Origin of the sequence: Spirillospora sp. NPDC047279 (assembly GCF_040643285.1) — a bacterium.
Taxonomy (GTDB): domain Bacteria; phylum Actinomycetota; class Actinomycetes; order Streptosporangiales; family Streptosporangiaceae; genus Spirillospora.
The window spans coordinates 240,483-259,812 of record NZ_JBEYUA010000002.1; the positions used below are offsets into that span (position 1 = coordinate 240,483).

Here is a 19,330-nt window from a genome sequence, read left to right on the forward strand (position 1 = left end):
TTGACACTGTCATCATTACAGTGTCACTATCGGAACATGGAGAGCACCTGGACCATCACCGAGCTGGCGGAGCGGGCCGCCGCGGCCCTGGCCGCCGACGGCTCGCCACAGGTCAACGGCCGGGTGCGCGACCTGCCCAACGAACGCCTGATCCGCTGGTACACGACGATCGGCCTGGTCGACCCGCCGCTGGGCCGGCGCGGCCGCACCGCGCTCTACGGCGGCCGCCACCTCCTCCAGCTGGTGGCGATCAAGCGCCGCCAGGCCACCGGCCGCACCATCGCCGAGATCCAGGCCGAGCTCACCGGCGCCACCGACACCACCCTCCGCCAGATAGCCCAGCTGACCACCCCGATCGGGGCCACCCCGCCCCAAGCCGTCAACGACCCGGCGGGCGCGCGCGAAGCCACCGATGACCCGGCTGCGCCGGGCGCCGTGGTGGCGCCGGGTGTGCCCGGTGACGGTCCCGTTCGTGAACGTTTCTGGGCCGCCCGGCCGACGTCACGCCCCCTCGAAGCGGCCCCGCCACCCAGCGCCGACACCGACGCGGGGGCCGAGGTCGACGCGCGGGCCGATGCCCAGACCAACGCCCAGGCCGACGCCCAGGCCGACGCCCAGACCGACGCCCAGACCGAGGCGAGAGCCGATGTCGGCGCCGGCGGTCGTGTGGGCGTGGGCGCCGATGCGTCGGTCGTTCAGGGCGTTCGGCTGGTGCCCGGGCTCACGTTGCTGCTGGACGTCCCGTCGCTCGGCCCGGACGACCTCGCCGCCATTCAGAACGCCGCACGGCCGCTGCTGGACGAGCTCCGGCGCCGCGGCCTCGTATCCGACCCGTCCAGCCTGTCCGCCGAACCCCCCGGGAGGTCCTCGTGACCGTGCACATCACACCACTGCCCGAGCCCACGACGCCGCCCCCGGCGCCCGACGGCGGGCTGGGCGCGCTCTCCACCGGCAAGGGCAACCTGCCGCTCGACCTCGTCGACGTCCACGCCGCCATCACGGGGCTGGCCGCGGGCATCGAGGTCGTGCAGGGTTTCCGCAACCCGTTCGACGTGCCGCTGGAGGCCACCTACATCTTCCCGCTGCCGGACCGAGCGGCGGTGACCGCGATGCGGATGGAGGCGGCCGACCGGGTCATCGAGGGCACGCTCAAGGAGCGGGCCGAGGCACGCCAGGTGTACGACGACGCGATCGCGTCCGGCCGCCGGGCCGCGATCGCCGAGGAGGAACGCCCGGACGTCTTCACCATGCGCGTCGGCAACATCCTGCCCGGCGAGCGCGTGACGATCCGCCTGGCGCTCAACCAGCCGCTGCCGTACGAGGACGGCGCGGCGACCTTCCGGTTCCCGCTGGTGGTGGCGCCGCGCTACGTTCCGGGCGCGCCGCTGGCGGACGTGCCCGCCGGAGACGGCGTCGTGCCCGACACCGACGCGGTGCCGGACGCCTCGCGCATCAGCCCGCCCGTGCTGCTCCCCGGCTTCCCCAACCCGGTGCGGCTGGCGCTCAGCGCGACGATCGACCCGGCCGGGCTGCCGCTCACCGAGATCGGCTCGGCCCTGCACGTCGTCGCCGAGGACGCCGACGCGGACGGCCTGACGACCGTGCGGCTCCAGCCCGGCGAACGTCTCAACAGGGACTTCATCCTGCGCCTGGCGTACGCCTCGCGGGAGGCCGACACGACGTCCCTGACGTTCACCCCGGACGGCCCCTCCACCCTCGAAACCCCGGACGCCGCCGGCACCGACGCGGCGGAAGGCACGTTCACGCTCACCGTCCTGCCGTCGAGCGACGTACGTCCGCCGCGCCCGCGTGACGTCGTGCTGATCCTCGACCGTTCGGGCAGCATGACCGGCTGGAAGATGATCGCGGCCCGGCGGGCGGCGGCCCGGATCGTCGACACCCTCACCTCCGAGGACCGCTTCGCCGTCCTGTCGTTCGACAACTCCATCGAGCGGCCGCGCGGCCTCGGCGGCGGCCTGGCCGAGGCGACCGACCGCAACCGGTTCCGCGCGATCGAGCACCTCGCCGCGATCACCGCCCGCGGCGGCACCGAGATGTCGCGCCCGCTGGACGAGGCGTGCACGCTGCTGGCGGGCTCGTCCCACGACCGTGTCATCGTCCTCATCACGGACGGGCAGATCGGCAACGAGGACCAGATCCTCGCGCGGCTCACGCCGCGCCTGCGCGGGGTGCGGGTGCACACGGTCGGCATCGACCGGGCGGTGAACGCGGGTTTCCTGAGGCGGCTCGCCGCCGGGAGCGGCGGCGACGGCGAGGACGGGAGCGCGGGCCGCTGCGAGCTGGTCGAGTCCGAAGACCGGCTCGACGACGCGATGGAGCACATCCACCACCGCATCGGCTCCCCGCTCGTGACGGGTCTGTCCCTCCACCCCGAGGGCGGCCTGGAGCTGGTGCCCGACACCGTGGCGCCGCGGCGGCTGGGCGCGCTGTTCCCCGGCGTTCCACTGGTGATCTCGGGGCGTTACCGGGGCGCGCCGTCCGGGACGCTGACGGTACGGGCGACGGCGGCCGACGGCCACGCCTGGGAACGCCGTGTCTCCGGCGAGGCGACGGAGGGCTCCGCGGCCACCGCCGCGATCTGGGCCCGCGCGCACCTGCGCGACCTGGAAGACCGGTACGCGGTCGGCGGCGGGACCGAGCTCGAACGCCGCATCGTCGACGCCTCGCTGCGCTTCGGCGTGTTGTGCCGCTTCACCGCGTTCGTGGCCGTGGACAGCCGCGTCGTCGCCGAGAGCGGCGGTTCTCCGCACCAGGTCGTCCAGCCGGTGGAGGCGCCGGAGGGATGGGCGCCGGAGCTCGCCACGGCCCCCGCGCCGCGGATGGCCCCCATGAGCGCGGGCTACGGCCAGTCCATGCCGCAGAGCTTGGCGCCTCCGTCACCGTCCGCGCCCATGCCGGCGGCGGCCCCGGCCCGGGGTAGTGCGCGGCCGCTGTCGGACTCCTACGACGAGATGGACGTTCCGGACTTCCTGCGGCCGGAGTCGCCCGCTCCGAGGCCCGGCTCGGCCCCGGGAGGGAGGCCCGCCCGGGGCCGCAAGTCGGCCCGCCGGCGGGACCAGGACCTGTCCCGTCCCGAGGGCGGCCCGTCGCCCTCGCCGGCCGCTCCGGAGCAGGTGCTCGCGGAGGTCCGACGCGAACTGGCCGACTACCTCGCACGCCCGCAGGAGGCGTCCGTACGCGGGCCCCAGGATCTGCTCCGCCTGCACACCTGGCTGAAGCAGATCGTCGAACGCCTCGAACGGGCGGGCGTCGACACCGGCACCGTCGCCCCGCTCTCCGCGTTCGTGACCGAGCTCGGCGGCAGGAGGTTCGAAGGAGACCTCACCGCCGTCTGGGACGAGGCGATGCGAGTGATCGCCGACTTCGCGGAGCCCGCTCGGCCGTCGGCGTCGCCTCCGCCTCCGCCGCCGGCCAAGCGAGCCTTCTGGAAGCGCGGCAACTGAGCCCGAACGCAGGTGCGCGCGTCCTCCCGGAGCCGGACAGGCCCTGGGAGGACGCGCGCATTCAACCGCATCCCGGTCACGCGCGCCGCACCCCGGGCACGCGCGCCGCGTCCGGTCAGGCGTGTTGGGGCTGGTAGCGGCGGAACAGCGGGATCAGGTTGAGGACCAGGCCGACCAGCGCGACCCCGGAGACGAGGTTGACGCCGGCGTGGAACTGGCCGAAGTCGGCGGTCCCGTCGTGCGCGCCACCCGCGACGAACGCGGTCACCGCGGCCAGCACCAGCGCGGCGCCGACCTGGCCCGAGGTCTGCACCAGGCCGGAGGCCAGGCCCTGCTCGGAGTCGTCGATGCCGTCGGTGGCCTGCGCCATGATCGAGCTGAACCCGAACGCGAAGCCGCCGCCCAGGAACAACATCGTCGGCAGGATCGTGATCGCGTAGTGCGGCGCGTTGCCCGCGGTCGCCAGGAACCACACGTACCCCAGCGTGAGCGAGGTCATCGAGCTCAGGATCAGCCGGGACGTCCCGTACCGGTCGATCAGCCTGCCGACGAACGGCGAGCCGAACGCGACGAGGAGTCCCGCGGGCAGCAGCGCGAGCGCCATCTTCAGCGGCGACCAGCGCAGCACGTCCTGGAGGTAGAGCGTCATCATGAACTGGAAGCTCAGGTACGACCCGAAGAGCGCGACGATGCTCAGGTTGGCCCGCACGATGCTGCCGATCCGCAGGATGCCGAGCCGGATGAGCGGGTGCGCGACCCTGTTCTCGGTGTAGAAGAACGCGGCCAGCAGCGCGGCGGCGAGCACGACCGAACCGAGGGTCACCGGGTCGAGCCAGCCCCGTTCGGGCGCCGACACCACCGTGTAGACGGCCAGGAGCATGCCGCCGGTGAGTGTGACCGCGCCGACCAGGTCGTGGCCGCCCTCCTCGGCGCGCCCGTCCCTGGGGATCAGGAAGTACCCGGCCACCAGCGCCAGCACGGCGAGCGGGACGGGGGTCAGGAAGGTCCACCGCCAGCCGAAGCTGGTCAGCAGCCCACCGAGGATCAGGCCGGACGAGTAGCCGCTGGCGCCGAACACCGAGAACACCGACAGTGCCCGGTTGCGCGCGGGACCCTCGTGGAAGGTCGTGGTCAGGATCGACATGGCGGTGGGCGCGGTGAACGCGGCCGCCAGGCCCTTGACGAAACGGGTGACGATGAGCAGCGTGCCGTCGTCGACCAGGCCGCCCACCAGTGACGCGATCGCGAACACGGCCAGGGCGATCAGGAAGACCCGGCGCCGGCCCAGGAGGTCGGCGGTGCGGCCGCCGAGGAGCAGCAGGCCGCCGTACCCGAGCACGTAGCCGTTCACGATCCACTGCAGGGCGGTGGTCGACATGCCGAGTTCGGTGCCGATGGACGGCAGCGCCACGCCCACCATCGAGACGTCGAGGCCGTCCAGGAACAACACGGCGCAGAGCACCGCCAGGACCCCCCACAGTCGCGGGGTCCAGCGCTGCTCGGCGGAAGCGGTCTCAGGGGCCGTCGTGGAGACGGGAGACGTTTCGGTGATAGTCACGACGGAGGACGGTACATGCACACGCATCAAATGTCCACGCACAAGATTCTGACGCATTTAATGCGCTTGCAACCACCCCGGGGCGCCCACTAGGATGCGGGCCATGGAGTCGGAGACCGAGCTGGTCGGCCGGTGGCGCAGCCTCGCGACCTGCTACAACGAGGTCGCCTGCCACCTCGATCGCGAGCTGCAGGCGCGGCACGGCCTGTCCATGAGCGAGTTCGAGGCGCTGGACCGCCTGGTCGGCCTCCAGTCGGAGAAGTGCCGCATGCAGACGCTGGCCTCCGACATGTACCTGAGCCAGAGCGCCCTCTCCCGCACCGTCGCACGCCTGGAGAAGCAGGGCCTGGTCGAGCGGGCCCTCTGCGAGTTCGACCGCCGCGGCGTCTTCGTCCGGGTGACCGAGCACGGCCGGCGCCTCCACGGCGAGGCGCGTGAGACCCATCTCACGATCCTCGGCGAGCACCTGGCCCCCGCCGCGCCGCCGGCCGTCACCCACGTATAGGCGCGCGCTCCGCCGTCGGCTGTTTAATATACGAGCCGAACGGGCGCAGGAAAATACCCATCGGTATTCGGTATGACCCGTCAAGTCATTGACCTCATCCGGTCCATATCGACCGTTCACGGCGCGGCGCCGACAGGTCCCCCACAAAGCCGGAACAAAATAGGTCATATACCAACAAACGGGTCGCACTGAGATCGTTGGGCCGCCGACCCGCACTCCCGCTACCTCACGGAACGCCTCGGCTGCCGTCATCGCACACTCCCGGAACCCCTCCAGATGACCGCACCGTTCACCACTCTTCACATGCCCTTAAATTGATCTTTCCTGCACGGGCAACAGGACGGAATGCCCGAAGCGGATTGGCTTTGCCGGATAGGGTGAGAAACCGAACCCCCGGCGGCAAGCCGGCGATGCAAGAACCGAAGATCTCCACGGAGTAGTGGGTGTGACCGGTTTGGCGAGGCGACCTGAGAGCGCGGACATTGAGGCCAGCGAGCCGATCTGGGTCCTCGCTCCCTACCCCGTGCTGGCCGCGAACGCGGACGCCGTGATCAGTCAGGTCAACAACGTGGCGCGGGTGCTCCTCGGCACCGCCGCGCCCGGCGTCCCGCTGGCCGACGCCGTCCCCGGCTGGCTCGCCCGTGCGCACCTGCGGCTCATCGACACCGAACGCGCCGTCCCGCTGGCGCCCGTCCGGGGGCCGATCGGCGAGCACACCTACGAGGCGCACCCGACCCGCTGGAACGACCGCGGCGTCCGGCACATCGTCTGGTGGCTCGTCGACGGCACCGACCGGCGGCCGAACGGCACCGACACGCTGCGGCTCGAACGCGAGCGCGCCGCGTTCCTGGCCGAGGCCGCGAGCGACCTGTCATCGCTCAACACCGACCTCTGCCTCCAGGCGACCGTGCGGCTGGCGGCCGAGCACCTCGCCGACCTCGCGCTCGTCGTGACCCGCACGCCCGGCCGCCCGTACACGTCCGTGTCCTGCGGGCCGGACGGGGCCGTCGTCTCCGAGGACCTCGCCATCGACCCCGCCGAGCTGCCCGGGCTGCCGGAGGCCCTCGACGGTTACCCGCCCGTGCCGTCCCGGTGGATCGACCCCGGCTCCCTCCCCGCGCCCCTGCTGCGCGGCAGGATCGGCGAGCCCGGCTCGATCGTGGTGACGACGCTGCCCGGTCCGGGGACGCCGGTCGGCGCGCTGGTGCTGGTCCGGGGGTCCGGTGAGCCCGCCTACACCGACCGGGACGAGGCGTTCGCCCGCCTCTTCGCCGCCCGCGCCGGCACCGCGCTGTCGGCCGCGCGCCTGTACGCCGAGCAGACGTCCATGAGCGAGATCCTTATGGACGAGCTGCTGCCGCCGCACGTCCGCGACCTCGACGGGGTGGAGCTGGCGGCGCGTTACACCCCCTCGGGCGTCGACGGCCGGGTCGGCGGCGACTTCTACGACCTGTATCCCGCCGCCGGCGACGGCACCGAGTCCCTCGTCGTCCTCGGCGACGTCTGCGGCAAGGGCCTGCGGGCCGCCGTCCTCACCGGCAAGATCCGCAACGCCCTCCAGGTCCTGCTGCCCGTGGCCGGCGACCACCACCTGGTGCTCGAACGGCTCAACGCGATGTTGCTGATGCACGGCGACCCCTACAGGTTCGTCACGCTCGTGCTGGCATCGCTCCGGCGCCTCGGCGACCGGGTCTCCATCCGGCTGACCAGCGCGGGGCATCCGCCGCCGGTCATCCTGCGTGCCGACGGAAGGGTCGAGGAGGTCCCCACGGTCGGCACGCTGATCGGGGTCATGGACCAGATCGAGGCCGAGACGGTCTCCATCGAGCTCGGCCCCGAAGAAACCTGCCTGCTGCACACCGACGGCGTCACCGAAGCCAGAGGCGGCCCAACGGGTGACGAGATGTTCGGCGATGTCAGATTCCACCAGGAACTGGCCCGGTGCGGCGGGATGACGCCGGACGCGCTGGTGGAGCGCGTCCAGATGCTGGCGTCCGACTGGGGCGGTGACGGTCACCACGACGACATGGCCGTCATCGCGATCACACCGCGCCGGGGCCGCCGACCCGCTCCAACGGAAGGTTGACCGATGATCCCCCCGGCCGGTCTGGAACAACACGTCGACGACCTCTGGAAGGCCATGGTCGACGGCGACGAGCACGCCGCCACCGACGCCGCGCTGGCCGCGGTCGACGCGGGCTGCGACGTCGAGTCGCTCCTGCTAAACGTGATCGCGCCCCTCCAGGAACGCGTCGGCGTCGAATGGGCCGCCGACCGCATGACCGTCGTCCAGGAGCACATCGCCACCGCGATCTGCGAACGCACGATCGCCGTCCTCGCGCACCGCCCGTCCGCCCGTCCGGGCAACGGCGGCAAGGGCCGGATCATGGTCACGTGCACCGACGGCGAGTGGCACGCGCTGCCCGCACGCCTGCTCGCCACCGTCCTCCGCCTGCGCGGCTGGCAGGTCGACTACCTCGGCGCGCAGATGCCCATCCCGCACCTGATCATGCACCTGCACCGCATCCGGCCCGACGTCGTCGCGCTCTCCAGCAGCATCGCGACCCGGTTGCCCACCGCGCACTCCACCGTCATCGCCTGCCAGTCGATCGGCATCCCCGCCCTGGTCGGCGGGGCCGCCTACGGCAACGACGACCGCTACGCCCGCCTGCTCGGCGCCGACGGCTGGGCGCGCGACGCACGCGGCGTGGCCGACGGGCTCGCGGACGGCCGTCCCGACCCGCCGTCCCACGACCACCAGCCCATCGACGACCTCCCCCACCTGGCCGACCAGGAGTACACGATGGTCAGCCGCTACTCCTCGCAGATCGTCCCCCAGGTGCTGGCCCAGCTGCCCGAGATGCCGGGCCGCCAGCACGACGACACCGTCGAGTGCGTCGCCCACCTGGTCGACTTCCTCGCCACCGGCCTCTACCTGAACGACATCGAGGTCTTCACCCGCTACGTCACCTGGATCACCGAGGTCCTGGGCAGCCGCGGCATCCCGGCCCAGACGCACTGCATCCGCCCCACGCTGGACCTGGTGAGGTCGACCTTCAGCGACTTCCCCCGCACCCAGACCCTGCTGGCCCACGCCTACGCCGTCCTGGCCCCCACCTGACCGGCCGCCCGGCGCGCCCCTCCCCTACCGAGGGAGGGGCGCGCAGGCGGTCGCGACGTGCCTCCGCCCGCCCCTCTCCCACCACGACGCGCAGACCCTGCGCCCCTCCCGGTTGACGATCCCGCCCGCCCAGACCCGCCCGTACGAGCACCCCCGGTTGATCCGGCTGCGCGTCTGGTAGACCTTCCGGCCCTCGCCGTCGTACACCGCCAGGGCCCCCACGTAGTCACAGACCCACCCGGCCTCGTCCCGCACCGCCCAGACCCTCTGAATCCACTCCCCGGCCCTGACGACGCACACCGAGGCCCCGTCCCTCCCCCGGCACTCCTCCCCCGCGGGAGACGCCGGGCCCCCGGGCGGGCTGACGGCCATCGCCACCGCGAGCAGCACCTCGAGCATGTCGAACGCCTCCGATCAGGATCCGGAGCCGCCATCACAACGCCGCCGGTCCCCCTTCCGAAAGCCCGTTCACCGTTCGGAACGGACCCGAACGCCGCGATCGACCTCACGAGAAGGGACAGAGGCCGCTCGAAGGCAGGACGTGACATCAATGTCAGCTACAACGCTGGTACCCGGTGAGGCAGGTCACATGAAGATCGGGGCGCTGTCCCGCGAGACCGGCGCGACCGCCCGCCTCCAGACCTGCGTCCTTGATCACTTGAGGGTCCATCTGGCCGGCCTGGACTCCCGCATCCGGGGGCTGAACGACGCCCGCACCGCCTTGGGCGGCATCCTCGACGCCTCCACCCGGGCCCTGGCCGACAGCTCCGGGTGACCCAGACGAGCAGGATTCGAGAAGTGCCGATGACCAGGTCGCACATACCGTGGGAGTCAACGAGCCGCCGGCCGGGCCATCGTGGCCCATGACCTCAAGGAGTGACCATGAGCAGCACGCCCACCGAGGGGATCAAGACCGTTCTGCATCCCGTGTCCGACGTGGCGAAGGCCAAGCCGGTCTACGCCGCTCTGCTCGGCTTCCAGCCGCAGACCGACGAGCCCTACTACGTCGGCTTCGAGACCGAGGACCATCACATCGGGCTCGTCCCGGGCGGCGCGGACGGCATGACCTCGCCGGTCGCCTACTGGAAGGTCGGCGACATCGAGGCGAAGCTCGCCGAGGTGACCGCCGCGGGCGCCACCGTGAAGACCGCCCCGCGCGAGGTCGGCGGCGGGCGCGTGGTCGCCACGTTCACCGACCCGGACGGCAACGTCCTCGGGCTGCTCGAGGACCGCTGAGCGCGGCGCGCGCGGGCATCGGGGCGGTGCGACGCTCGGGCGTCGCGCCACCCGCCCGCAGGTCGCGCCACCAGACCTGAGACGCCGATCGGGTAGAAAGTGACTCGTTGCCGCGACCAGCGCCGACGTAGGAGAGCCAGGCGTACGGCCCGAAGGTGATCGTTCAGGCCGGGGGACGCCGACGGAGACCGCCGAGGCGGACCCGGGTAACAGATGGAGACGATGAGCATGGCCAAGAAGACGGACGCGCAGCCGCCAGCATGGGGCGTCGCCAGCCGGATCCGCGTCCAGGGCGCGCGCGAGAACAACCTCAAGGACGTCAGCGTCGAGATCCCCAAGCGCCAGCTGACGGTGTTCACCGGCGTCTCCGGCTCGGGCAAGAGCTCCCTGGTGTTCGACACGATCGCCGCGGAGTCCCAGCGGATGATCAACGAGACCTACAGCACGTTCGTGCAGGGTTTCATGCCGACGCTGGCGCGCCCCGAGGTCGACGTCCTCGAGGGGCTGACGACCGCGATCATCGTCGACCAGCAGCGGATGGGCGCCGACTCGCGTTCCACCGTGGGCACCGCGACCGACGCCAACGCGATGTTGCGCATCCTCTTCAGCCGGCTCGGCGACCCGCACATCGGCTCGCCGTCCGCGTACGCCTTCAACGTCCCCTCGGTCAAGGCCAGCGGCGCGATCACGGTCGAGCGCGGCAACAAGAAGGCCGTCAAGGCGACCTTCACCCGTACCGGCGGCATGTGCCCCGACTGCGAGGGCCGGGGCTCGGTCACCGACTTCGACTTCACCGAGCTGTACGACGACTCCAAGTCGCTGAACGAGGGCGCGCTCACCGTGCCCGGCTACAGCATGGACGGCTGGTACGGCCGGATCTTCCGCGGCTGCGGCTTCTTCGACCCGGACAAGCCGATCCGCAAGTTCACCAAGAAGGAACGGCACGACCTGCTCTACAAGGAGCCGACCAAGATCAAGGTCGACGGGATCAACCTGACGTACGAGGGCGTGATCCCCAAGATCCAGAAGTCGATGTTGTCCAAGGACGTCGACTCCCTGCAGCCGCACATCCGCGCGTTCGTCGAGCGGGCGATGACGTTCACCACCTGCCCCCAGTGCGAGGGCACCCGGCTCAGCGCGGAGGCCCGGTCGTCCAAGATCGCCGGGATCAGCATCGCCGACGCCTGCTCGATGCAGATCACCGACCTCGCCAAGTGGGTGGGCGAGCTGGACGAGCCGTCCGTGGCCCCGCTGCTGGGCTCGCTGCGGCACAGCCTCGACTCGTTCGTCGAGATCGGGCTCGGCTACCTCAGCCTCGACCGCCCGGCCGGCACCCTGTCCGGCGGCGAGGCGCAGCGCGTCAAGATGATCCGCCACCTCGGCTCCTCGCTCACCGACGTCACCTACGTCTTCGACGAGCCCACCATCGGCCTGCACCCGCACGACATCCAGCGCATGAACGACCTGCTGCTGCGGCTCCGCGACAAGGGCAACACCGTGCTGGTCGTCGAGCACAAGCCCGAGGCCATCGCGATCGCCGACCACGTCGTCGACCTCGGCCCGCACGCCGGTGTCGAGGGCGGCGAGGTGGTGTTCGAGGGCACCGTCGAGGGGCTGCGGACCAGCGGCACCCTCACCGGAAGGCACCTGGACGACCGCGCCTCCCTCAAGCCGTCCGTACGCGAGCCGTCCGGCCGGCTGGAGGTGCGCGGCGCCGACGCGCACAACCTGCGGAACGTCGACGTCGACATCCCGCTCGGCGTGCTCGTCGTCCTCACCGGGGTCGCCGGCTCGGGCAAGAGCTCGCTGATCGACGGCTCCGTGGCGGGGCGGGACGGCGTGATCTCGGTCGACCAGACCCCGATCCGCGGCTCGCGGCGGAGCAACCCGGCGACCTACACCGGGCTGCTCGAACCGATCCGCAAGGCGTTCGCGAAGGCCAACGGCGTGAAGCCGGCCCTGTTCAGCGCCAACTCCGAGGGCGCCTGCCCCAACTGCAACGGCGCCGGCGTCATCTACACCGACCTGGCCGTGATGGCCGGCGTCAGCACCACCTGCGAGGAGTGCGAGGGCAAGCGGTACCAGCCGGCGGTCCTGGACCACCACCTCGGCGGCCGCGACATCGCCGAGGTGCTCGCCATGCCGGTGAACGAGGCGAAGGAGTTCTTCGCGAACGGCGAGGCGCACATCCCGGCCGCCAGCAAGATCCTCGACCGGCTCGCCGACGTCGGGCTCGGCTACCTCACCATCGGCCAGCCGCTCACCACGCTGTCCGGCGGCGAGCGGCAGCGGCTCAAGCTGGCCACCAACATGGCGGGCAACGGCGGCGTCTACGTCCTCGACGAGCCCACCACCGGCCTCCACCTCGCCGACGTCGAGCAGCTCCTCGGCCTCCTCGACCGGCTCGTCGACGCCGGCAAGTCGGTCATCGTCATCGAGCACCACCAGGCCGTCATGGCCCACGCCGACTGGATCATCGATCTCGGCCCCGGCGCCGGCCACGACGGCGGCCAGATCGTCTTCCAGGGCACGCCCGCCGCCCTGGTCAAGGACCGTTCGACCCTCACCGGCCAGCACCTGGCCGCCTACACCGGCGCCTGACAGCGCCCCGGAGGGCCCTTTCCCGGCTTGACCAGGAAGGGCCCTCGGCCGTCCCCAGCCGTCCCCGGGCCGCCGCCCGGCCCGTCAGCCCGGCGCGGGCTCGCCAGGGTCTTCGAGGTCGCGAGTTCAGCCCGTCCAGCCGGTCGCCACGATCTCCGGCGGGGCGTTGCGTTCGGCCAGGGCCTGCATGCCGTCCAGCGTCGCCGCCGCGTCCTCCGGCGCGGTCACCTCGACCCGCAGGCCCGCGTCCGTTCGGTCGAACGTGAACGCCAGGAACGCGCAGCACCGTTGCTCCGCCGCGAAGACGTCCCGGAGCCGAGCCTCCTTGGCGGCGCCGACGCCGGCGCCGAAAGTCAGCCGCAACCGCAGCGGTTCACGTTCCACCTTGGTCAGGGCCTCGGCGAACAGCGTCTCGAACTCCGTCAGCCGCCCCACCATCTCGTTCGGCGAGAGCGTGCACACGATCGGCACCTCGGACTCGGCCATCTCCCGGCCCCCTCGTCTCGACCTCGGCCGCCCGCCGGCGACCCGATCTCGACGGTAAGCCCGTACCCCCGTACAGACTGCAAGCCCCAATCCCGCCTGGTTCCCTCGCCAGGCGGTCCGCCGTTGCACCCGCGTCAACAAACCTGCGGGTTGCTACACCTAGGCGCTGATGCGCGGGTCCGGGCCCTCGGTGATCCCCCACATCTCCGCGAAGCGGCCGTCGTCGATGCGGAAGATCTCGATCAGCATGGGCTGCGCGTCGCCGTCCGGGCCCGCGATCCCCTCGACGGACGAGCGGACGGCGACCTTGTCGCCGTCGACCAGGATGTCCTGGGCGACGACGCGCACGTCGGGGAAGAGGGCGACGAGCTTGCGCCAGGCGTCCTTGCCCGCCTCGAACCCGGTCGCGCCGAGCGGATGGCTGAAGAAATCGGGCGAGTGCAGGTCCGCCGCCTGGTCGAACCGCCGGGTGTTGAAACACTCCTGCATCCGCTGGACCAGGGCTTTCGCGTCGTCTCGTGCGGTCATCGGCGTGATCTCCTCGCGGTCGGTCGATCGAGGGCATGGCGAGCGACGCCGACCACTAAGCGGTGCGTCGCCCCGTTTACGCGCTTCGAGTATACGGTGCGGCGCCCCGGTTATGCTGGTGCCGATATGACCAGCCCTCCGCCTGACCACGTTCCGGCAGCTCACGGCAGTCACCGGGAGCTGCGAGCCGACGCGCGCCGCAATCGGGAGCGGGTGCTGCGGACCGCGCAGCAGCTGTTCGCGACGGAGGGGCTCGGCGTCCCCCTCGACGAGATCGCCCGACGTGCGGGCGTCGGCCCCGGCACCGTCCACCGGCACTTCCCGACCAAGGAAGCGCTCTACCTCGCCGTCACGATCGACCAGCTGAAGCAGCTCGTGGCGGGAGCGGAGGCGCTCGCCGGGAACGACGATCCCGGCGCCCTGTTCGAGTTGCTGGCCCGGATGATGACCAACGGAGCCGAGAACGCGGCCGTCAAGAGCGCGCTCATGGCCGCCGAGTTCGACCTGCGCACCGCCGCCCCGGACGTCGCCGCGGACCTCACGCGCCATGTCTCGGACCTGCTGGATCGCGCCCACTCGGCCGGTGCCGTACGCCAGGACGTCTCCGTCGACGAGGTGATGGCCCTGGTCGCCGGCGCCTTCGCCGCGATCCGCCACGCCGGCGCGGAGACCAGCCGCGAACGTTCAGCCCACATTGCCCGCCTCATCCTCGACGGCCTACGCCCCCCACCCCAGTAACTTCGGCATCCTCTGGCGCTGGCGGGGTCGTCGTGATCGGTGGGGCGTCAGGCGCGTTCGGTCTGGAGAGGTGCGGTCACGGGGTGGCGGGCGGCTAGGCGGGCGGGGAGCGCGGTGAGTGCCGCCACCACGAGCACTGTCGCCAGGATCAGGGCGAGCAACTGCCAGGGGGACGGGAATGTGGCTCGGTCGCTGTCGCCGCCGGTGATCGCGTTGATGGCGGCGAACAGTGCGAAGCCTCCCGGGAAGATGCCCAGGACGGCTCCGGTGAGGGCGGGGAGGACCTGGGCGGCGGCCAGGGCCGCGGTCACCTCTCGCGGGGTGGCGCCGAGGGCGCGCGCCAGCGCCGACGAACGCCGGTTGTCGAGCACCGTCGCCCAGGTGACGACGAGGGCGTTGACCGCGGCCAACGAGATCAGCGTGACCATCACGACGAGAAGGACGCGCCTCAGGACCTCAGTTTGCGCATCGTCGTATCCGCTCTCGACCGGCCCCGCGGTGAGGAAGGCGTTGAGGATCAGCGCGACGAAGATCCCGCTGATCGTGATCGCGATGCTGACCACGCTCAGCACGACGCGGCGCGGCCGCCGGGCGGCCACCCGCAGGGCCAGGAGCAGCGGGACGGGAAGCCGCGCCGAGAGCGCGATCAGCCAGCCGGTGCGGCGCGGCGGGCGGGCCGAGTCGGCCAGCGCGTCGACGGTGCTGGAACGGGCGGCGCGCATGGCCGGGACGAGGGTCGCGGCCACCGCGACGAGGAGGGCCGCGGCGGTCACCCGGCCGGCCGTGGAGACGGTCACCGACGGCGTGCCCGCGCTGCCGACGAGGCCGGCGCCGGACTCGGTGAGCAACGGAGCGGTCAGTGATCCGACCGCCAGCCCGGCCGCGGCCGCGACGAGGGCCACGAGGACGTACTCCGCGAGCAAAACGGCGGCGACCAGGCCCGGTGTGCCGCCGACCGCCTTGAGGAGCCCGACGCGCCGGGTCTGGTCGGCCATCCGGCCGCCGACCAGTACCGAAAGGCTGGCCACGGCGAGCAGGCCCAGCAGCCAGGCGCCGATCATCAGAAGGATCTGGGTGTCCCTGGCCAGCGCGGTGGCCTCGTCGAGGACGTTCCCCCAGGTCTCCAGGCGGGGCGCGTTCGGGCCCGCCGAGGAGTGGGCCTCGGCGAACGCCGGCGCCTGATCCGGATCGGCCAGCTTCAGGTTCATGACGTACGCGAGGGAGGACGGATCGGCGGCGAGGCTCCGTGCGTCCGCCTGAGTCAGCCAGACCAGCCCGGGATTCCGCAGCAACCCCGGAGGCGGGTCGTCGGGAAGGGGGCCGCTCATGCAGGGGAGGACGCAGGACGCGCCCGGATAGGGCGGCATGGCGGCACTGACCGCGACGCCGACGACCTTGAACGATCGGCCGTTCAGGGTGACGCGGTCACCGGCGCGCACGTCGAGGCTGGCGGCGAAGGCCGCCTCGATCACCACGCCGCCGTCGCTGACCCAACCGCCCTGGAGGAGTTCGGGCCGGTCGACCGGCGCGGGCGCGGCGTCGCGGCCCACGGCCTGCACGTCCGACGTCCGGCCGGAGGCCTGGATTTCGGCGGCGGCGACCGGGTAGGGCCCGCCGTGGCCGGCGACGCCGGGAGCACCGGCCAGCTTCTCGAGGCCCGGGAGCTCGGCGGATCCGCCGACGCTGGCGACCACGTCGGGTCCGCTGGTCGCCGCCCGGGTGCTCTGGTACGGGTCCGCGGCCGCGTCACGCAGGACGAGCCCGAGCGTCAACGTCGTGGTGGCCGCCAGAACGGCCAGCAGCAGGAGCGCCGCCTCGACGGGGCGTTGTCGCAGGTCACGCACGGCGAGGCGGCCCACGAGCAGGATCCGGCCCATCGTCCTCAGTCCTCCAGGCCGACGAAGGCGCCGAGCCGCCCGGTGGTGCCGCCCGACAACCGGGTCTCGTCCACGAACGCGCCGTCGCGCATCGAGATCAGCCGGTCCGCCGTCGCCGCGATCCGCGCGTCGTGGGTGACGATGACCAGCGTCTGCCCGGACTCGTGGAGCCTGTCGAAGAGCTGGAGAACGTCCAGGGTGGCGGCACTGTCCAGGTTTCCGGTCGGTTCGTCGGCGAGAACGACCAGCGGTTCGTTGCTCAGCGCCCGCGCGACCGCGACGCGCTGCCGCTGGCCGCCCGACAGCGCGGCGGGCAGGAACCGCGCCCGTTCGGCGAGCCCGACCTGTTCGAGCAGGTCCGCGGCCCGCCTCCGGGCCGTACGCGGCGAACGTCCGGCCAGCAACGCGGGAAGCTCGACGTTCTCGATGGCGGTGAGCTCGTCCATCAGGTGGAAGGCCTGGAAGACGAAGCCCACATCGGTACGCCGCATACGGGCCAGGGCCCTCTCGCCGAGGTCGTCGATACGGCGGCCGTTCAGCGACACCTCTCCGCCGGAGGGGCGGTCCAGCCCTCCGAGCAGGTGCAGCAGCGTCGACTTGCCGCAGCCGCTCGGTCCCATCACCGCCACCGTCTCTCCCGCGGCGACGTCGAGGTCGACCCCGTCGACGGCGCGCACCAGCCCTTCCCCCTTGCCGTGCTCCCTGCGCAAGCCGCGGGCGCGAAGCACGGGCATGTCGGCGGCGATGTTCACGATCCGCTCCTTCGGTGGGTCCAGCTCTGCTCACACGCCTCGAGCCAGCGCAGGTCCGCCTGAAGCCGGAGCACGATGCCCTCCAGCAACAGCGCCGCGTCCGAATGGCCCGGCTCGGCCATCGCGGCGCGCTGCGCGTCACGCAGACGGCGCAACAACTCGCGGCGCTGCGTGTCGACGATCGTGAGCGGGTCGGCCAGGCCGGCCGCCGCGGCCGCGATCAGCTTGAGGTGGAACTCGGCGAGGTCGGGTTTCGGCCAGCTCACCTCGGCGATCCACTCGGCGACGCGCTGCTGGCCCTCGGGGGTGAGCGCGTACACCTTGCGATCCGAACGATCGGTGCCGTCCGCGGGTCGCTCGACCGCCAGCAGGCCGGCCTTCTCCAGCCGGGTCAGCGTGACGTAGACGTGGCCGGCGTTCATCGCCTCACCGAGAGGGCCGAGCGCATCGCGCAGCCGCGCCCGCAGCTGGTACCCGTGCGAGGGCTCCTTGGCCAGCATCGCCAGCACGACTTCCTGCTGCATGCCCCTCCCCAGCTAACCGTTAGCCGAGTCTAACCGTTATCCCTCACCTGGCACCAGAGTCCCCGCGAGCGGGACGGGGGCAGCGCTCCGTGCTCGCGTTCTATTGCCAGGTCGCGGTTTCGGGGTCGATGTCGTGGGCGCGCGCGCTGGCGTCGATGATCTGACGAAACCAGGTGGCGAGCCCGGGCCGGATCGCGTCGTAATGGGCGGCGAATGCCGGATCGGCTTCGAACCTGCGCCCCAGACAGACCTGCATCTGCCTGGTGAGGGGAAAGTACGAGGCAAAGACCTCGCGATGCCGCTCGACGAGCTGATTCGCCTCCGCGCTACCAGGCGGGACGCCGGCGTCCATCGCATCCCCGAGGGCGCGGTCGAGGCCGGCAACGGCGTCGGCGATGGCCTGCCATTCCTCCGGACCGCGCGAGGCCGAACGTTCGGCGTACTGCCGCCATTGCGCCGTGTCCCCGTAGCGCTGACGGGCCTGGGCGGGCCAGTCCGGGTTCCACTGGGCACCGAAGATCGCGGCCTGCTGCTCGACGGTCAGCAGCAGGCCGCGCTCGTGGGCGTCGATCATCCGATCCAGTCCGGCGCCGAGCTGCTGGAGGCGGTCGATCCGTTCAGCGACCTGGGTGCGCTGCGCGCGCAATGCGCCGAGCACGTCCGCGGTCGAGTCGTCCAGGATGGCCTGAATCCTGTCCAGACCGAGACCGATCTCGCGATAGACGACGATGCGGTGCAGGCGTTCCAGATCGCCGGCGGTGTAGAGCCGGTATCCGGCGTCCGTGCGCAGCGACGGCCGCGCCAGACCGATCCCATCCCAGTGATGCAGCGCGCGGACCGTCACGCCCAGGCGCGTCGAGACCTGACCGACGGTCAGGCCATTGGCATCAGGCATGCTCCTCATTGTCGCCGCGACCGGCGCCCGGTGGGGTGATCCCGATGGCCGCAAGGTTCCGGGCCTCCTGACTGGCCGGATCAAAGGGCTTGGCCGCAGTGACAACGATCCGTGCGTTCTCGGGAGTGATCACCGACACATCGCGGGTGTTCCAGGGAGTGTCCTGTGGGCCGTCGACCGAGTTCGGGGACAGCGCGCGACAAGCCTCGGCAACGGAATCGACCTGGTTGAGCACGCACGCGAAACTGAAGCTGATCGCCGGCGCCTGCTCCGGAACGCTCTCCGCCGAGACGAGGAGTACGTCCTGGAACGCCCACCGCCGGAGATGCACAAGCCTGCCGGGGATACCGAACAGCTCGAAGAACCCGAGCCCACGAACCCAGAAGTCCACCGACGCCGCCAGATCGTCCGTCGGGATCGTCACGAACGCGGGCATCCCATAGATGCCACGGAACAGCTCCGGCGGAACCGCATCCGGACCGGGATCGGGCACGGGACTCATCTCGAACGCGTCGTAGTAGTCGCTCATGCACCCACCCTCCAGCCTCACCCAACGTGAGGGTCAACCCGGGCACCGAGTACCGACGCGTCGCTCTGGCGGCGGGATTGCAGCAGCCTGGGAATCACGCGGCGTCTCCGACCGTGGAGCCGGTTCCCGCCCGGACACGTAGCGGTAGTGGTCGTTGATCTGTTCCGGCTCGCCACCAACTCCGCGTGACCAGGAGGGGCGAGGGCCGATCGAGTGGGCGAACTTCGCCAATTGCGCGGAGTCGATACCTTCGGCGTCTTTGGCTTCGACCTGTGCGAGCAACTCAGCGTCTTCCGTCACCGGGAAGTGCTCAATGCCGTCGTAGATCACGCCAACGCCTCTCCAGCGTCGCTGCGTCCTTAGCCTGGGCCCTGTAGTCAGGCAGTCATGCGAGAGGCCCCTTCCGAGTGATCAGAAGGGGCCGCTGAGGTGGAGCCGCCTATCGGAATCGAACCGATGACCTATTCATTACGAGTGAATCGCTCTGCCGACTGAGCTAAGGCGGCGGGTCGTGCG

Annotated in this window: 19 protein-coding genes and 1 tRNA gene; 9 read left to right on the top strand and 11 right to left on the bottom strand. The window is 71.5% G+C overall.

Annotated features, from left to right (window positions below; translation table 11 throughout):
* Positions 1 to 36: 36 nt before the first annotated feature.
* Both ABZ810_RS05360 and ABZ810_RS05365 read left to right on the top strand, forming a co-directional pair.
* Complete coding sequence (locus ABZ810_RS05360) at positions 37 to 873, top strand: MerR family transcriptional regulator (protein WP_358399492.1); 837 nt, start codon at positions 37 to 39, stop codon at positions 871 to 873.
* Positions 870 to 3,464 carry a VIT domain-containing protein gene (locus tag ABZ810_RS05365; protein WP_358399494.1) on the top strand — a complete coding sequence of 865 codons (2,595 nt, stop codon included), beginning with the start codon at positions 870 to 872 and terminating at the stop codon, positions 3,462 to 3,464. Before ABZ810_RS05360 ends, ABZ810_RS05365 begins: the two co-directional genes overlap by 4 nt.
* Positions 3,465 to 3,579: 115 nt before the next feature.
* Here the strand turns inward: ABZ810_RS05365 and ABZ810_RS05370 are convergent, their stop codons facing one another.
* Entirely contained in the window at positions 3,580 to 5,022 is a 1,443-nt protein-coding gene (locus ABZ810_RS05370; protein WP_358399496.1) for an MFS transporter, read from the bottom strand.
* A gap of 103 nt (positions 5,023 to 5,125) precedes the next feature.
* On the opposite strand from ABZ810_RS05370, the gene ABZ810_RS05375 reads away from it, so the two are divergent.
* From ABZ810_RS05375 to ABZ810_RS05385, 3 genes are all read left to right on the top strand, one after another.
* On the top strand, positions 5,126 to 5,527 hold the full coding sequence (locus tag ABZ810_RS05375; protein WP_358399498.1) for a MarR family transcriptional regulator: 402 nt from the start codon (positions 5,126 to 5,128) through the stop codon (positions 5,525 to 5,527).
* A gap of 445 nt (positions 5,528 to 5,972) precedes the next feature.
* Positions 5,973 to 7,613 (top strand): PP2C family protein-serine/threonine phosphatase, encoded by a 1,641-nt coding sequence (locus ABZ810_RS05380; protein ID WP_358399500.1) that lies wholly within the window; start codon positions 5,973 to 5,975, stop codon positions 7,611 to 7,613.
* Positions 7,614 to 7,616: 3 nt separating this feature from the next.
* A complete protein-coding gene (locus ABZ810_RS05385; RefSeq protein WP_358399503.1) occupies positions 7,617 to 8,648 on the top strand; it encodes a cobalamin-dependent protein in 1,032 nt (343 codons plus the stop codon).
* A gap of 24 nt (positions 8,649 to 8,672) precedes the next feature.
* On the opposite strand, the gene ABZ810_RS05390 is transcribed toward ABZ810_RS05385, so the two are convergent.
* On the bottom strand, positions 8,673 to 9,047 hold the full coding sequence (locus ABZ810_RS05390; RefSeq protein ID WP_358399506.1) for a hypothetical protein: 375 nt from the start codon (positions 9,045 to 9,047) through the stop codon (positions 8,673 to 8,675).
* Between the two features lie 190 nt (positions 9,048 to 9,237).
* Here ABZ810_RS05390 and ABZ810_RS05395 point away from each other — a divergent pair, with 190 nt between their 5' ends.
* From ABZ810_RS05395 to ABZ810_RS05405, 3 genes are all read left to right on the top strand, one after another.
* The gene (locus ABZ810_RS05395) at positions 9,238 to 9,423 is read left to right on the top strand and encodes a hypothetical protein (RefSeq protein WP_358399508.1); all 186 of its coding nucleotides are present in this window, start codon (positions 9,238 to 9,240) and stop codon (positions 9,421 to 9,423) included.
* Between the two features lie 107 nt (positions 9,424 to 9,530).
* Complete coding sequence (locus ABZ810_RS05400) at positions 9,531 to 9,884, top strand: VOC family protein (RefSeq protein WP_358399511.1); 354 nt, start codon at positions 9,531 to 9,533, stop codon at positions 9,882 to 9,884.
* A 222-nt stretch (positions 9,885 to 10,106) separates the two neighbouring features.
* A complete protein-coding gene (locus tag ABZ810_RS05405) occupies positions 10,107 to 12,485 on the top strand; it encodes an excinuclease ABC subunit UvrA (RefSeq protein WP_358399513.1) in 2,379 nt (792 codons plus the stop codon).
* A 126-nt stretch (positions 12,486 to 12,611) separates the two neighbouring features.
* On the opposite strand, the gene ABZ810_RS05410 is transcribed toward ABZ810_RS05405, so the two are convergent.
* Both ABZ810_RS05410 and ABZ810_RS05415 read right to left on the bottom strand, forming a co-directional pair.
* Positions 12,612 to 12,971, bottom strand: a complete 360-nt coding sequence (locus ABZ810_RS05410) for a hypothetical protein (RefSeq protein WP_358399515.1) — start codon at positions 12,969 to 12,971, stop codon at positions 12,612 to 12,614.
* 159 nt (positions 12,972 to 13,130) lie between these two features.
* Positions 13,131 to 13,499 carry an ester cyclase gene (locus ABZ810_RS05415; RefSeq protein ID WP_358399517.1) on the bottom strand — a complete coding sequence of 123 codons (369 nt, stop codon included), beginning with the start codon at positions 13,497 to 13,499 and terminating at the stop codon, positions 13,131 to 13,133.
* Positions 13,500 to 13,625: 126 nt separating this feature from the next.
* Between ABZ810_RS05415 and ABZ810_RS05420 the strand changes: the two genes are divergently transcribed.
* Positions 13,626 to 14,237, top strand: coding sequence for a TetR/AcrR family transcriptional regulator (locus ABZ810_RS05420; protein WP_358399519.1), 612 nt, complete (start codon positions 13,626 to 13,628; stop codon positions 14,235 to 14,237).
* A 47-nt stretch (positions 14,238 to 14,284) separates the two neighbouring features.
* Here ABZ810_RS05420 and ABZ810_RS05425 read toward each other — a convergent pair whose 3' ends face one another.
* From ABZ810_RS05425 to ABZ810_RS05455, 7 genes are all read right to left on the bottom strand, one after another.
* The gene (locus tag ABZ810_RS05425; protein WP_358399521.1) at positions 14,285 to 16,114 is read right to left on the bottom strand and encodes an FtsX-like permease family protein; all 1,830 of its coding nucleotides are present in this window, start codon (positions 16,112 to 16,114) and stop codon (positions 14,285 to 14,287) included.
* A 5-nt stretch (positions 16,115 to 16,119) separates the two neighbouring features.
* On the bottom strand, positions 16,120 to 16,848 hold the full coding sequence (locus tag ABZ810_RS05430; RefSeq protein WP_358400308.1) for an ABC transporter ATP-binding protein: 729 nt from the start codon (positions 16,846 to 16,848) through the stop codon (positions 16,120 to 16,122).
* A 14-nt stretch (positions 16,849 to 16,862) separates the two neighbouring features.
* Entirely contained in the window at positions 16,863 to 17,390 is a 528-nt protein-coding gene (locus ABZ810_RS05435; RefSeq protein ID WP_358399523.1) for a PadR family transcriptional regulator, read from the bottom strand.
* A gap of 100 nt (positions 17,391 to 17,490) precedes the next feature.
* Positions 17,491 to 18,285, bottom strand: a complete 795-nt coding sequence (locus ABZ810_RS05440; protein ID WP_358399525.1) for a MerR family transcriptional regulator — start codon at positions 18,283 to 18,285, stop codon at positions 17,491 to 17,493.
* The gene (locus tag ABZ810_RS05445; RefSeq protein WP_358399527.1) at positions 18,278 to 18,814 is read right to left on the bottom strand and encodes a VOC family protein; all 537 of its coding nucleotides are present in this window, start codon (positions 18,812 to 18,814) and stop codon (positions 18,278 to 18,280) included. Before ABZ810_RS05445 ends, ABZ810_RS05440 begins: the two co-directional genes overlap by 8 nt.
* A 33-nt stretch (positions 18,815 to 18,847) precedes the next feature.
* A complete protein-coding gene (locus ABZ810_RS05450) occupies positions 18,848 to 19,144 on the bottom strand; it encodes a hypothetical protein (RefSeq protein ID WP_358399529.1) in 297 nt (98 codons plus the stop codon).
* 100 nt (positions 19,145 to 19,244) lie between these two features.
* A tRNA-Thr gene (locus ABZ810_RS05455) sits at positions 19,245 to 19,320 on the bottom strand.
* Positions 19,321 to 19,330: the final 10 nt, after the last annotated feature.